General features: G+C 54.6%; 14 protein-coding genes. 12 read left to right on the forward strand and 2 right to left on the reverse strand.

The window, feature by feature from the left end; genetic code table 11:
• The first annotated feature begins 4 nt into the window (after nt 1-4).
• The 4 genes from ERD84_RS09360 to rpoD all read left to right on the forward strand — a co-directional run bounded on the left by ERD84_RS09360 (nt 5) and on the right by rpoD (nt 5,320).
• Nucleotides 5-547 carry a phosphoribosyltransferase gene (locus ERD84_RS09360; RefSeq protein ID WP_130039353.1) on the forward strand — a complete coding sequence of 181 codons (543 nt, stop codon included), beginning with the start codon at nt 5-7 and terminating at the stop codon, nt 545-547.
• 104 nt (nt 548-651) lie between these two features.
• Nucleotides 652-864, forward strand: a complete 213-nt coding sequence (rpsU, locus tag ERD84_RS09365) for a 30S ribosomal protein S21 (protein ID WP_013742464.1) — start codon at nt 652-654, stop codon at nt 862-864.
• Nucleotides 865-2,826: a DNA primase gene (gene dnaG, locus ERD84_RS09370; protein ID WP_130039354.1), complete on the forward strand. Its 1,962-nt coding sequence runs from the start codon at nt 865-867 to the stop codon at nt 2,824-2,826.
• A 244-nt stretch (nt 2,827-3,070) separates the two neighbouring features.
• On the forward strand, nt 3,071-5,320 hold the full coding sequence (gene rpoD / locus ERD84_RS09375; protein ID WP_130039355.1) for an RNA polymerase sigma factor RpoD: 2,250 nt from the start codon (nt 3,071-3,073) through the stop codon (nt 5,318-5,320).
• Nucleotides 5,321-5,369: 49 nt separating this feature from the next.
• On the opposite strand, the gene ERD84_RS09380 is transcribed toward rpoD, so the two are convergent.
• On the reverse strand, nt 5,370-6,533 hold the full coding sequence (locus ERD84_RS09380) for an alpha-hydroxy acid oxidase (RefSeq protein WP_130039356.1): 1,164 nt from the start codon (nt 6,531-6,533) through the stop codon (nt 5,370-5,372).
• A 201-nt stretch (nt 6,534-6,734) separates the two neighbouring features.
• Between ERD84_RS09380 and ERD84_RS09385 the strand changes: the two genes are divergently transcribed.
• Entirely contained in the window at nt 6,735-7,499 is a 765-nt protein-coding gene (locus ERD84_RS09385; RefSeq protein WP_130039357.1) for a LamB/YcsF family protein, read from the forward strand.
• Between the two features lie 4 nt (nt 7,500-7,503).
• Here ERD84_RS09385 and ERD84_RS09390 read toward each other — a convergent pair whose 3' ends face one another.
• Entirely contained in the window at nt 7,504-8,661 is a 1,158-nt protein-coding gene (locus ERD84_RS09390; RefSeq protein WP_130039358.1) for a benzoate/H(+) symporter BenE family transporter, read from the reverse strand.
• A 102-nt stretch (nt 8,662-8,763) separates the two neighbouring features.
• On the opposite strand from ERD84_RS09390, the gene ERD84_RS09395 reads away from it, so the two are divergent.
• The 7 genes from ERD84_RS09395 to ERD84_RS09425 all read left to right on the forward strand — a co-directional run bounded on the left by ERD84_RS09395 (nt 8,764) and on the right by ERD84_RS09425 (nt 14,668).
• Nucleotides 8,764-9,219, forward strand: coding sequence for an MgtC/SapB family protein (locus ERD84_RS09395; protein ID WP_371743161.1), 456 nt, complete (start codon nt 8,764-8,766; stop codon nt 9,217-9,219).
• Nucleotides 9,220-9,323: 104 nt separating this feature from the next.
• Nucleotides 9,324-11,225 (forward strand): potassium transporter Kup, encoded by a 1,902-nt coding sequence (locus ERD84_RS09400; RefSeq protein WP_130039359.1) that lies wholly within the window; start codon nt 9,324-9,326, stop codon nt 11,223-11,225.
• Between the two features lie 9 nt (nt 11,226-11,234).
• Nucleotides 11,235-11,612, forward strand: coding sequence for a fluoride efflux transporter CrcB (gene crcB, locus ERD84_RS09405; protein ID WP_130039360.1), 378 nt, complete (start codon nt 11,235-11,237; stop codon nt 11,610-11,612).
• Nucleotides 11,613-11,729: 117 nt separating this feature from the next.
• Nucleotides 11,730-12,050 carry a hypothetical protein gene (locus tag ERD84_RS09410; RefSeq protein WP_130039361.1) on the forward strand — a complete coding sequence of 107 codons (321 nt, stop codon included), beginning with the start codon at nt 11,730-11,732 and terminating at the stop codon, nt 12,048-12,050.
• A gap of 99 nt (nt 12,051-12,149) precedes the next feature.
• Nucleotides 12,150-12,494 carry a hypothetical protein gene (locus tag ERD84_RS09415; protein ID WP_371743162.1) on the forward strand — a complete coding sequence of 115 codons (345 nt, stop codon included), beginning with the start codon at nt 12,150-12,152 and terminating at the stop codon, nt 12,492-12,494.
• A 156-nt stretch (nt 12,495-12,650) separates the two neighbouring features.
• Nucleotides 12,651-13,847 carry an MFS transporter gene (locus ERD84_RS09420; RefSeq protein ID WP_130039362.1) on the forward strand — a complete coding sequence of 399 codons (1,197 nt, stop codon included), beginning with the start codon at nt 12,651-12,653 and terminating at the stop codon, nt 13,845-13,847.
• Entirely contained in the window at nt 13,844-14,668 is an 825-nt protein-coding gene (locus ERD84_RS09425; RefSeq protein ID WP_180001931.1) for a ferritin-like domain-containing protein, read from the forward strand. Before ERD84_RS09420 ends, ERD84_RS09425 begins: the two co-directional genes overlap by 4 nt.
• Nucleotides 14,669-14,690 lie beyond the last annotated feature (22 nt).

The following is a 14,690-nucleotide window of genomic DNA, read 5'->3' on the forward strand; positions in this document are numbered from 1 at the left end:
TGTTATGAATCTGCCTCCGAATACTGATCGCGACCTCTGGATCAGCTGGGACGAGTACCACCGTCTCATCGAGCGTTTGGCCCTCAATGTCCACGAATCAGGATGGCAGTTCGACAAAATACTGTGCTTGGCACGTGGTGGTGTCCGGGTTGGCGATGTGTTGTCGCGTATTTACGACATTCCTCTGGGTATATTGGCGACCAGCAGTTATCGTGAAGCAGCAGGTACACAGCAAGGGCAACTTGATATTGCCCAATTTATTACCATTACACGCGGTACGCTCGACGGCAAGGTGTTGCTGGTTGATGACATGGTCGATACCGGCATGACCTTCAGCCGTGTGCGTGATCACCTGGTGCAGCAGTTTCCTGCCATTACCGAGCTGAAAACCGCTGTCTTGTGGTGGAAGGGGCATTCTCAGGCTGTTCCCGACTATTTCGTCGAAAAGCTGCCTACCAACCCCTGGATTCATCAACCCTTCGAAGACTACGACAGCATTCGACCTCATCAGCTTGAGTCCTGGGTGCGCAAGGGCGTCCGGAATTAGGATTGTGTGCATTCGGGTGGCAGGCAAGGAAGCGGGTTTTATGTTAAACTCTTTGGTTACCGTTTCACCCACAAATTAATTTAACCTTCAAGGCTTAAGACTACATGCCTATCGTTCGTCTGAAAGAAAACGAGCCGTTTGAAGCCGCGCTTCGCCGCTTCAAGCGCACTATTGAAAAAATCGGCCTCCTGACCGAGTTGCGTTCGCGCGAATTCTACGAAAAGCCTACGGCTGAGCGTAAGCGCAAGCATGCTGCCGCCGTCAAGCGCCACTACAAACGCATCCGCAGCCAACAACTGCCTCCGCGTCTGTATTGATTGATCCCTGAATCATTTGTTCAGGAACTACTCGCCCGGGTTGATGTTGTTGACGTCGTCGGGCGATATGTACAGTTGCGCAAGGGTGGAGCCAATCTGCTTGGCTTGTGCCCCTTCCACAACGAAAAAAGCCCCTCATTTACAGTAAGCCCCACCAAGCAGTTTTATCACTGCTTTGGTTGCGGAGCTCATGGCAGCGCTGTGGGCTTCCTGATGGAGCATACGGGCGCCAGTTTTCCGGAAGCTGTCCGCTCACTGGCGTCAACCGTTGGCATGACGGTGCCCGAAGAGCCCCGCAGCCCCCGACAGCAGGCTGCCGATCGTCGCCGCAAAGAAGAGGTTAACCGTCACCAGCAAATACTGGATACGGCGCAGGCGCATTATCTGCGTGAACTCAAGGGTTCGCAGAGTGCCATCCGCTACCTCAAGCAGCGGGGCCTGTCCGGCGAAATAGCCGCGCGCTTTGGTCTGGGCTGGTCTGGCACCGACCGACGCGGGCTGGCTGCAGTTTTTCCCCAATACGAAGATACCTTGCTGGTTGAGTCCGGTCTGGTGATCGAAGCTGACGATGGTCGGCGCTACGACCGTTTTCGGGAACGCATCATGTTCCCGATACGGAATGCGCGCGGTAACTTGATTGGTTTTGGCGGGCGCATTATTGGCAAGGGTGAGCCCAAATATCTGAACTCTCCTGAGACCGGGCTTTTTTCCAAGGGGCATGAGCTCTATGGTATGTGGGAGGCCCGCGCCGGCATACGCAGCGAAGGCTATGTGCTGGTGGTCGAAGGCTATATGGATGTCGTGGGCCTGGCCCAGCATGGCCTGTCCAATGCTGTGGCCACGCTGGGCACGGCAACTACGCCCTTTCATATACAAAAATTGTTGCGCGCCAGCAACAAAATTATCTTCAGCTTTGACGGCGACAAGGCAGGGCGCAGGGCTGCCTGGCGTGCCCTGAATACTTGCCTGCCTTTGGTACGCGATGACGTGTCCATGCGCTTCTTGTTCCTGCCTGCTGAGCATGACCCGGACTCCTATATCAAGGAGTATGGCGCCGAGGCCTTCAAGGCTACCGCGGCCGAGGCGATGCCCCTGTCGCGCTTCATGCTCGATGAGTTGGCCTCGCGCCATGCCTTGAACGAAGCAGAGGGCCGTGCGGCGTGTGCGCACGAAGCCAAGCCTTTGCTGGCCTTGTTGCCCGAGGATACGACCTTGCGTATACAAATCGAGCGTGAGTTTGCCAAGCTTGTCCAGCTGACGCCCGAAGAGCTCGATCAATTGATGGCTACAGTGCCTGTGCCGCAGGCCGCAGGCGCGGAGCCTGGCTTGCAGCCCGTAGAGCGCGTGGCAGGGCCCGGCCAACACGCAGGCCAGGACGAACCGCCTGGCTTCATGGATGTCCCCGTTTTTGATGACGAAGATTACAGCGCTTATGCTCCGGCCATCATGGTCAATGACACGGCTGTCCACAGCACACCGGCCGGTGGGCGCCCAGGCCATGGGCGTAACGCTTCTGGCAAGGCCAGAAGCGTTACGCCCATGGCCAAGCGTTTGCTACGACTGTTGCTCGCACATCCGGAGCTTGTATCGGGGTTGGGTGACCAGCAGCTTGAAATTCTGGAGCATGGCCCCCATCTGGTATTGGTAAGAGAATTGATTGCCCTGGCGAACATGACAGGCGCGCGCCATGCCGGCGCTTTATTGCAGGCGGCTGAGCCCGGTTCCGATCTGGAAAGTGTGCTGGCCACCTTGACGCCCGAATTGCTCGACCAGGAAGATCTGCCCCATCCGCAAATAGAATGGAACGATGCCTTGCAACGCATTGAGCTCGAAGCCATTAAAGCCGAACAGTCGGCATTGGTGGAAGCGGGGCTGCGGGACGATGCCTCCCGAAAAAGGTATCAGGAATTGACGCGAAGAATTGCTCTGGTAAACAGTGTGACTTCGCATCAAATGCGTTAAAATAGAGAGTTTTCGCAAAGACTTAAACATATTTTGCATGGCCACTGGCATGCAAGCCGACTAGCCCCATTTTGCCCTGTAACGGTATATGAATAATACGTCAGGGATACTTCTTATCTGGGCGGTGTGTGCTGCATCAATGTTGTCGACGCAAGATGTTCATGCTTTGCGATGAGTACGTTCTGCCCTTGCAACACTCGTTGGCGTGTGTCCACCGGGTGCATTTGCGTTTACGGAAGCGACTATGACCCAAGTTACTGGTAAAACCCCCACTACTGCAGAAGATACTGTCAAGCAAACAAAGACTGTTGCGGCAACAAGCAAAACCGCTGCCAAGACAACAGTCAAGGTAGGGGCAAGCTCGAAGGCAGAAAAAAAACCTGCCGCCAAAACAGCGGCAGCGAGCAAGACGGCTGCCAAAAAGACGGCAAGCAAAACCGCTGCACGCAAGACGGCTGCTAAAACCGCAGCGCCGAAGCCGGCCGCCAAGGTGCCTAGTGGACGTCGTCCAGGAAGGCCGGCCAAGAACGCCAATAATGACTCGGCTGATTTCAACGATGACGATAACGGCGACGCAGAAGTCATTCCAGAACTCAAGCCTCTGCCCAAGCGTGGCGGCAAGCGCGGCAAGGCCGACAAAGACGTGCCTGCTCGCAATCAAATGACACCCGAAGAGCAGGAAGCCCGTCGCAACCGTCTTAAAGTGCTCATCAAGCTGGGCAAGGATCGTGGCTACCTGACCTACGGCGAGATCAACGATCATCTGCCCGATGACCTGGTTGATGCCGAAGCTATTGACGGCATCATCAGTACATTCAGCGACATGGGCATCTCGGTCTACGACCAGGCCCCCGACGCAGACGCCTTGCTCATGAGCGATAACGCGCCCGTGGCTTCCAGCGATGACGATGTCGAAGATGAGGCAGAAGCCGCACTGACCACGGTTGACTCCGACTTCGGTCGCACCACTGATCCGGTCCGCATGTATATGCGTGAAATGGGTACGGTCGAACTGCTGACTCGTGAAGGCGAAATCGAAATCGCCAAGCGTATTGAAGACGGCCTCAAGCATATGGTCATGGCCATTGCTGCATGCCCAACTACAGTCAATGAAATTCTGCAGTACATCCAACGCGTTCGCGATGGTGCAGCCCAGATCGACGAAGTCGTCGACGGCCTGATCGACCAGGAAGGTGAAGAGTACGCAGGTGCCGGCGTATCGGTCGACAATGACGAAAACGAAGACGGTCCTGCGGGCGGCATGAGCAGCAAGCAGCTTGAGCACTTGCGCACCAAGTCGCTCAAGAAGTTCGAAAATATCAGCGTCTGGTTCGGTAAAATGCGCACGGCCTTCGAGCGTGATGGTTACCAGGCCAAAGAGTACACCGAGGCGCAGGAAGCCATTCTGAACGAACTCATGGGGGTCCGTTTCACGGCCAAAATGGTCGAAAAACTGGCTGATACGCTGCGCGAGCAAGTTGCCGTGGTACGCAAACTTGAGCGCACCGTCCTGCATACTTGTGTTGATCGTGCAGGCATGCCGCGCGCTTATTTCATCAAGGTATTCCCGGGCAACGAAACCAATCTGGACTGGGTGCTTCAAGAGGTCGCTGCCGGACATCCTTATTCCGAAACGCTCGAGCGTCATATTCCTGCCGTCCAAGAGATCCAGCAAAAGCTGATCGACCTGCAAACCAGTGTTGTCCTGCCGCTCAAAGATCTCAAAGACGTCAACAAGCGTATGGCAACCGGCGAAGCCAAGGCTCGCAAGGCCAAGCGTGAAATGACCGAGGCCAACCTGCGTCTGGTGATTTCTATTGCCAAGAAGTACACCAATCGTGGCTTGCAGTTCCTGGATCTTATCCAGGAAGGCAATATTGGCCTGATGAAGGCGGTGGACAAGTTCGAATATCGTCGCGGCTACAAGTTTTCAACGTATGCCACCTGGTGGATTCGCCAGGCGATTACCCGTTCCATTGCTGATCAGGCTCGTACGATCCGTATTCCTGTGCACATGATTGAAACGATCAATAAAATGAATCGCATCAATCGTCAGATTCTTCAGGAAACCGGCGCTGAGCCTGATCCCGCTACGCTGGCTCAGAAGATGGATATGCCTGAGGACAAGGTCCGCAAGATCCTGAAGATTGCCAAAGAGCCGATTTCCATGGAAACCCCCATCGGAGACGACGACGATTCGCACCTGGGTGATTTCATCGAAGACACCGGCACCTTGTCGCCGTCCGAATGGGCTTTGCATGGCTCCATGCGCGATGTGGTCAAAGAGGTGCTGGATTCTCTCACGCCGCGTGAAGCCAAGGTCTTGCGCATGCGTTTTGGCATCGAAATGAGCACCGACCAGACACTGGAAGAGGTGGGCAAGCAATTTGACGTCACGCGTGAGCGTATTCGTCAGATCGAGGCGAAAGCCTTGCGCAAGCTGCGGCATCCCAGCCGTGCCGACAAGCTCAAGAGCTTCCTGGAAGGTCAATAAGCACAAACAGCCGGGTTTTTCCCGGCTTTTTTTTTAGGCTGCCCAGCGCTTACAGATACCCGGGCTGCTTGATTAAACAATCTGGCCCAAGCCCGGCAATATTGGGCACGCCGAGCATGGCCAGGTTGCGGTCTATCTCGAGAGACAGCAGTTCAGCAGCCCGGTCTACTCCTGCGCGTCCGCCTGTTGCCGCCGCGTAGGCAAATGGCCGCCCAACAAACACCATGCGGGCGCCCAGCGCCAGGCATTTGATCACATCCGACCCGCGCCGTATTCCTCCGTCCATCATGATTGGAATCGATGGGCATCGGCTGACGACTTGAGGCAGGAGTTGTAGCGGTGACACCACGCTGTCTAGCTGACGTCCTCCGTGGTTGGACAGGATGACGCCATCCACACCATGATCCACAGCCTTCACCACATCCGTAGGATCCTGCAAACCCTTGATGATTAGATTGTGGCGCCACAGCTCGCGTATATGCCGGATGTGATGCCAGTTCAGTTTGCCTCGATCAGAGAAGTCGCGCTCCACCTTGCGTGAAATAATGGCCACGCCACGCGTTGCATAATTATTCTCAAAGTGAGGGATCCCGTGCTTGAGCACCGTTGGCAGAAATGTATTTGCGAGCCAGCGAGGGTGCGAGATACCTTGCCATAGCAGTTGGGGCGTAAGCTTCAGGGGCGATGAGAAGCCATAGCGCAAATAGTTTTGCTTATTCGGATTGACGGGGGTATCGACCGTGATCACCAGTGTGCGAAATCCGGCATTGAGAATACGTTCTACCAGTGCTTCAAGCTTGTCTGTTTCTCCGGGAACATAAGCCTGGAACCAGGCTTGTGGGTTATGCCGGGCAATAAGCTCCATGGGAATGAGGGAAGAGGAGCTGACGATCATGGGGATGTTGTGATTGGCGGCTGCCTGAGCCAGAACGATATCGCCCCGATAGGTATACAGCGCACTCAAGCCCATGGGGGCAATGCCGAAAGGCTGGCTGTATTGGTGATCAAATAAAAGGCTGTCGGTGTGGCGTGCCGACACGTCTATCAGTGATCTCTGAACAAAAGCGTAGCGGCGGAATGCATCAACATTGTTTTTATACGATATGCCGTCTTCAGCGGTGGCGCGGATGTAGCCGTATAGCGGGCGCGGTAGGGTACGCCGGGCCTGCCGTTCGAAATCTTCCAGGCACAGGCAATCAAGCAGCCTGCTCATGAGTTCTGCCTGGCAGGCTGGAGCCCGAACGATGTGCAATCTTTGCCTGGTTGTTTCATATCGACCTCCAAAGCCTGATTTTCCCGGATTATAGCGATGGACCTCAGGTATGAGACTAGCGCCAGCCGTCTTATGGATTATTATTCAAGACTGACATATTTGCCGCTCAATGGCGGCAGCACAACCATAACGAGACATACCATGACTCTTTCAATCGATCTGAACTGCGATATGGGCGAAAGCTTTGGTGCATGGAAAATGGGTCTGGATAATGAAATCCTGCCTTACGTCACTTCAGCCAATATAGCTTGCGGCTACCATGCGGGCGACCCCGCCGTCATGCGGCAGACTGTAGCAGCGGCCATCAAGCATGGTGTGGCCCTCGGGGCGCACCCAGGCTTGCCAGACCTGGTGGGGTTTGGTCGCCGCACTATGGATATCAGTCCTGAAAATGCCTATGATATGGTGGTTGTGCAGATAGGTGCCTTGGCAGCAGTGGCTGCCAGTCAGGGCGGCCGTTTGCATCATGTCAAAGCGCATGGTGCCCTGTACAACATGGCAGCAAAAAACCGCCCGCTTGCATTGGCTATTGCACAGGCTGTGTACGATGTGAATGCATCGCTGGTTTTATATGCTTTGGCCGCCAGCGAGCTGGTGCAGGCAGGAAACGATGTTGGCCTGACCGTTGCCCAAGAGGTTTTTGCCGACCGAACCTACCAACAGGATGGTTCGCTGACATCGCGCAAGCAGCCTGATGCCATGATCGAAGATCCCCAGCAGTCCATACAACAGGTTCTGCGCATGGTTCTCGATGGCAGGGTAGTAACCCAGCAATCCCACGAAATACCGGTTCAGGCAGACACATTGTGTATCCACGGTGATCAGCCAGGTGCCGCTATGTTTGCGCAGGCCATACGCAAGGCGCTGCAAGAAAAAGGCATTGTCGTTCGTGCGATGGGTGGGTAGGGCCTCAGGCCCGGCGTTCTGTAAACGCATGCACAGCCAGGCCAAATACCAAACCCCAGAAGGCACTACCTATACCCATGAAGCTCAGGCCAGATGCAGTGCATATGAAGGTCACGATAGCCGCTTCGCGGCCTTGCTCGTCCTGTAGTGCACCGGCCAGGCTGTTGGCGATAGTGCCCAGCAGGGCAAGACCTGCGATGGCTGCAACCAGTTCACCAGGAAACGCGCTGAACAGGCTGACAACCGTGGCGCCAAAAATTCCTGTGACTACATAAAATATACCGGCCCATACGGCTGCACCATAACGCTTGTCGGGATCGGGGTCAGCATCCGGGCTCATGCATATAGCAGCCGTAATGGCAGCCAGATTGAACGAAAATCCACCAAATGGCCCCAGCAACAGGCCTATGCCACCGGTCCAGCTGATCAGGGGTGAAGCGGGCGTGTTGTAGCCATTGGCTCGTAACACGGCCAGCCCGGGAACATTTTGCGAAGTCATGGTGACGATGAACAAGGGGATGCCCACGCCGATCATGGCTGACAGCGAAAACTCGGGCATCATGAACAAGGGCCGTGCAGGCGCCCAACTCAAGGCCTCCAGGTGCAACAGGCCCAGGGTGCCAGCGCTCATAACTCCTACAGCCAGTGCGAGCGGTACGGTATAGCGTGGCAGCCATATACGGGCAAGAACGAATGTCAGGAACATAAGCCCGACCATCAGCCACTGAGTCTGCATGGCGATGAACAAATCCATACCAAAGCGGATCAATATCCCTGCGAGCATGGCGGCAGCGATATGTCTGGGCATATGCTGCATGAGCTTTTGAAACCAGCCTGTCACACCGCCCAAGGTGATCAGCAAGGACGAAAACAGAAATACACCTATGGCCTGATTCATGCTCAGGCCTTGCAGGCTGGTAACCAGCAGGGCTGCGCCAGGTGTGGACCAAGCTGTCAGCACAGGGCTGCGATAGCGCAATGACAGGCCTATGCAGCTTGTACCCATGCCTATGCCCAGCGCCCACATCCATGAGCTGAGTTCGGCAGATGTGGCACCCGCCGCCTGAGCTGCCTGAAAGATAATGGCTACCGAACTGGTGTAGCCGACAAGAACGGCAATAAAGCCGGCGGAAATATGCGAAATTCTGAACCAGTTGCTCACGGATATCCTGACTGTTTTCGTATTATTGTTTGTGCAAGAAAGCAGTTAGTGTACTGATTTCCTGCTAAGCTTATTTACCGGGCTTTTGAGGCGAACCATGTCATGATGGCGGATATTTGGCAAACCATTGCAGGTGAGTTTTCCGACATTGCCGATATACACGAAGCAACCGTCGTTGCAGTACGCTTGTTTATGGCGACTATTCTAGGTGCCGTGATCGGCTTTGAACGCGAGTTGCGCGGCAAGGACGCCGGATTGCGCACCCATATGCTGGTATCGCTGGGTGCCGCCATATTCGTATTGGTCCCGGTTACTGCGGGGATGGACGCGCCGGAAGTCAGCCGTGTCATGCAAGGCATTATTTCAGGCATCGGCTTTCTGGGTGCTGGAGCCATACTCAAGCAGGGGCACGACGTTAAAGGTTTGACCACTGCCGCAAGTATCTGGGTTGCTGCTGCGGTGGGTGTCGCTGCAGGTTACGGAAGAGAAGCGACTGCCGTGGCAAGCACACTGATTGCACTATTCGTTCTGGCTGTGGTCGCACGACTCGAAAAGTAAAAATATCATATGCCGGCGAATTTACTGTCAGAGTTTGCTGCGATGCACCAATCGGTGGATAATCGCTATTCTCGGCATTCAGCCAGTCTTAAATCAAAATACTCATGAGCAGCCTTGAAAGCAAACACCTCAGCCATCCCGAGAAGCTGCGGCCCGGCGCAGCGGTGCTGCTTGGTGCATTAGGAGTCGTTTTTGGAGACATAGGGACCAGTCCGCTGTATGCCGTCAAGGTTTCTCTCTCGGGGTTTGCCTCCTTGAATGAGCAGCACATACTCGGGGTGCTCTCGTTGCTGATCTGGCTTTTGACTCTTGTTGTCTCTATCAAATATGTGGTTTGCATTATGCGCGCCGATAATCAGGGCGAGGGCGGTGTCCTGGCACTCATGGAGTTGGCGAAAGCCAAGCTCCAGGGCAGGCGGAAATGGATCTACACCACTTTCGGGCTTATTGGTGCCTCCCTTTTTTACGGCGACAGTGTTATTACGCCTGCCATATCGGTCATGTCTGCGGTCGAGGGTCTTGGGGTTGTCTCCCATACACTCGAAGGCTGGGTGGTCCCGTTGTCGCTCCTCATACTGGCCTGTCTATTTGCTATCCAATCCTATGGCACAGGCGCCATGGGCAAATTGTTCGGCCCCGTCATGGCCCTCTGGTTTGTTGTCATTGGTGCGCTGGGCTTGTGGCGTATCGTGCAAACACCTCAAGTGCTCCAGGCACTCAATCCTGTTTGGGCCGTTCAGTTCATCGCCGAAGCTCCCTGGGAAGTGTTTCTGTTGCTGGGGGCTATTGTCCTGGCTGTGACGGGAGCCGAAGCGCTTTATGTCGATATGGGGCACTTCGGCCGCAGCGCCATCCGACGAGTCTGGTTTGGCTTGGTCATGCCATGCCTGGCTTTCGCTTATCTTGGACAAGGAGCATTGCTGCTGCGTGATCCTGCTGCCATCAAAAATCCATTTTTCCTGTTGGCACCTGATTTCATGTTGCTGCCCCTGATCGTGCTGGCGGCCATAGCGGCAATTATTGCGTCGCAAGCCGTGATTTCTGGTGCGTTTTCCCTGACCCGCCAGGCTGTTCAGCTGGGATACTGGCCGCGCATGCAAATCGAACATACTTCCGCCAGTACAGAAGGACAGATTTATCTGCCGCGTGTGAATTTCTTGCTCTTTCTTGCGGTCATGCTGCTGGTCATAGGGTTTGGTTCAGCAGACCGTCTGGCTCATGCTTATGGTTTTGCCGTTACCGGCACCATGCTTATGACCTCTTTGCTGGCTTTCCGGGTGCTGCCGCTGCAATCGTCCGGTTTCAGGCGTCTGATATGGTTGGTCAGCCTGACGGTATTCCTGGTGATCGATGTTTTGCTGTTCTCGTCCAACACCCTGAAAGTGTTCGAGGGGGGCTGGTTGCCTTTAGGCATAGGGCTGGCCATATTCACTTTGATGATTACCTGGAATCTTGGCCGTGAAAAACTGCACGAGGCGCTGTCTGAAGAGCAACATTCGCTGGCCGAATTCATGCAAAGCCTGGAAGACTATCCGCCAGTAAAAGTACCAGGGACGGCCGTGTTCATGAGCATGCTTTACGGCACCGTGCCACCGGCCCTATTGCATAATCTCAAGCATAACAAGGTACTGCATGAGCAGGTGCTGTTTGTGACCGTCCAGACAGCCCGAGTGCCTTATGTTCCGTTTCATGAGCGCTACGAGATCGAGCGTCTGAACCATTCCAGCTGGCAAGTCCAGGCAACCTGGGGTTTTAAACAAGAACCCAATGTACCGCAGATGCTCGAACAACTGGCGCAAGACATGCCTGAAATCAATCTTGAACCATTGCAGATTTCATTTTTCATGTCGCGCCAGACGGTGCTGGTTGTACGGAAATTACCGCTTATAGCGCGCTTTCAGCGTCGGATATTTGCCTTCATGGCACGCAATGCCACACGCAGTACCCGGTTCTACAAGATCCCTCCGAATCGAGTGGTGGAAATGGGTATGCAGCAGGAAATATAAGGAGAAAGAATGGGCTATTTATTCGTGTTTCTGGGGGCAGGCCTGGGCGGCATGGCGCGCTACGGGGTCAACCTTGCCTTTCTGAAAACGGTGGGCCCCAGCGGGTTTCCCTTAGGCACGCTGCTTATCAACGTCCTGGGTTCATTGCTCATGGGTTTGCTGGTCGTGCTGATGTCCCAGCACGGCGCGCTTCCGCGGCATATTCAGTTATTTCTGGCAACTGGCGTATTGGGTGGGTTTACAACCTTCTCTACGTTCTCCCTGGAAAGCATGACCTTGCTTCATAGAGGACAGTGGTTGGCTGCACTGGTGTATGTGTTGGTTTCAGTGATGGGTGCGATCGGCGGCATGGCCCTGGTCCTGCACTTCCTGAAATTCAAACTGTGAGCGTTTGCCAATGATTGCCGCTTGGTCGGAACAGAGTCATCATGGTTTACCTTGAGGGATTTTGCGGCTCGACGAGCATAGAATCCACAGATGCGTTAAATTGCCTGGAGAAACAGCATGAAAATAATGAAAACAGAACAGTCATCAGAAGGAAAGTTGGGCGAATTGCGGGCGCGACTGCCTGGAGTGCCTGAAATACAGATCGACGAACGAGGGAAATTAATCGCACAAGTCACGGCATGGGTACCCGATGGAAAGGGAAGCTCTGAACAACTCCAGGTTGTACTGACCGATGGCGATATAGAACGCTTGCTGACCTCCCTGGCCAACCCGAAAAATGCAGAAGCTTCTGCAGTGATCAGCAAACTGATGAGTGAGAACCTAAGAAATATTCTTCGACTTGGTGCCTTGGGTTCGGGAACCGCATTGCTTGATTAGACCATCTGAAATACATCGCACAAAACAATCGGCGATGCTCCTGACAATAGACAACGAAACTGAAAATCAACCAAGCCTGCTGCTTAGTTTGATGTCGAGATGTTGGCTTTGCATCCATTTGATACCAGCGCGTTTTTCGTGCCCGTGCTTAAGTGGGAATCTGCTATAAATTGTTTGTTGTCAGTTTCTGAGATCGGGAAAAAAATGTCTGTTCAAAGGTTAAGCCTATGCGGCCTAGCACTGTTTCTTGCCGCACAGGTTTCCGGCTGTTCCATGCTCGGTTTCGGAGACGAAGACAGAAGCGCGAGCCGCAGCAATGAGTGCACCTGGAGTCGCAGCAGTTGCATGTACGAAGGCCAGTATGAGCCGAATGAAGAAGAATATGCAGAAGAAGAGGCAAAACGGCTGAATCGTGCATCGGCCGCGAGGGTGCGTGGCTGGTGAGCTGCCTTTACGTCTGCAAGATGAGAAGGTGCGCTTTGCTGACTGTGTCTCGAAACCCCACAAGCGCTGTGCCTGCGTCGCGCACGTGACGTTTTGCGGGTAAACCCGTAGTAGAATGCGTGGCATCCAAACCAAATGCCACGCATCCATGACACCATGAAACTCAACGTATCATCCTACGCCTGGGTGAGTTTTGCCATGATTGTCGGCGTCATGGGCACCGCGCTGATCAGCCCCTTGTACGCACTCTACCAAGAGGCATGGCAACTGCAGGCAAGCGATATTTCGTTTATTTATGTCATATACATGGCAGGGGCCTTGTGTGGGCTGCTGTTCTTGGGACGCTTGCCTGATCGTGTCGGTTTTCGTCCCATGATGCAGTGCGGCTTGGCTCTGGTCTTGCTGGGTACGTTCATCAGCATGGTCTCGTCAGACATGGTGGTCTTGAGCATAGGGCGCTTTATTGTGGGCATCGCTTCGAGCATGCTGACGACCAGCTCTACCTTGGGTTTGTCCAAGCTGTCCTCGTCGGGCAATATGCAGCGGGTTGCAATGATGACAGGCTTTCTGATGGCCTTTGGATTCGGCTTGGGGCCGTTGCTGGGTGGTATCACAGGCCAATGGGCGTCTGCTCCTTTGGTCACGACTTATATACCGACCCTGTTGCTGGGCATCCTGGGCCTGACGGCTTTGTTCCGGCTGACCTTGCCACAAGCTGCAAGCGTGATGGAGCCTGTCGGCTGGCGCGACGTCTTGCCTAAGCTGACATGGCCTGGCCGAGCTACATCCAGGGCTTTTGTGCTGACTTGCTGCTTGCCGTTTCTGGCTTTTGGCGTGTTCGGCCTGTACGCATCCATGGCTCCTTTGTTCCTGGATAAACTGGTGCCCTGGCATGGGCCTGTAGTCAGTGGTACCGCTATTGCATTGATACTATTTGCCTCGGCGATAGTCCAGATAGCGGCCGGGCGTTTGCCGATACACTGGTGTGGAGCTGTCGGATTGATCAGCCTGGCGTTGAGTAATGGCTTGCTGATGCTTAATCTATGGGCAAGTTCTGCCATTCTGTTTGGATCGGGCGTGTTGCTGACAGCAATAGGGCACGGCATGTCCATGCTTGCAGGCATGAGCATGGTCAATCGACTTGCTACGCCCAGCAATCGTTCCGGTATGATGGCAAGCTATTTGGTGATCGGATATATCGGCAGCATGATACCCATGATGGGTGTGGGCTGGATTGCCGACCATTGGGGTATGGATGTGGCGGTACGGATATTTTGCATCATGGTTATCGTGTTGAGCATACCGCTTGCGGTGTTCTTTCAGCGCCATCCGAATATGCAACCCGCAGCATGATGATCAAGACAACTGACATACAAACCGAAATACGTCTGCAGGCGCGCCATGCCTTGGCATTACAGGACCCTGACGCCAAATGTGCGGCCGTCTGGGCCATGCGTGATTCGACCAGCATTAATACCGATATTCATCTGGACAGGCTGCCTGGCATACCGGGCAGGCCTGTGCGTCCGGAGCTTGTTGCTCCTGCGTCGGTACCGCGAAGAGCGATGTCTACAGTAGCGGGCCGTGCTGCATTGCTGCACGCGTTGGCCCATATTGAGTTCAATGCCATTAACCTGGCTCTGGATGTCCTATGGCGTTTTCCTGGCTTGCCAGAAGCGTTTTACCGGGATTGGTGCAAGGTGGCGATCGAGGAAGCTACGCACTTTGACCTGCTCTCGCGCCGCTTGCAGGCATTAGGCCATGTCTACGGGGACTTTTCTGCCCACAATGGATTGTGGGAGATGGCAGAGAAAACCCAGGAAAATCTATTGGCCCGGCTGGCGCTGGTGCCGCGCACCTTAGAAGCGCGCGGGCTGGATGTTTCGCCGGCAATCCGTCATAAGCTTGCGCAGGCGGGTGATCAGGAAAGCGCTGCAATATTGGACATCATCCTGCGTGATGAGGTGGGCCATGTGGCGATCGGCAATTATTGGTACAAATGGCTATGCGCGCAGCAGCAACGCGATAGTGTAAGCAGCTATGGGGAGCTGGCCAGGCAGTATCAGGCGCCGCGGCTGCGTGGCCCTTTCAATCTTGAAGCCCGGCGGGCAGCGGGTTTTGACGAAGCAGAGCTGGAAGCCTTGCTGCGGATGGCTGATGATGGCGTGGTCTGAGCCTGGCACTAGGCAAGGTTTT

This window comes from Pollutimonas harenae, assembly GCF_004153685.1.
Taxonomy (GTDB): Bacteria; Pseudomonadota; Gammaproteobacteria; order Burkholderiales; family Burkholderiaceae_B; genus Pusillimonas_C; species Pusillimonas_C harenae.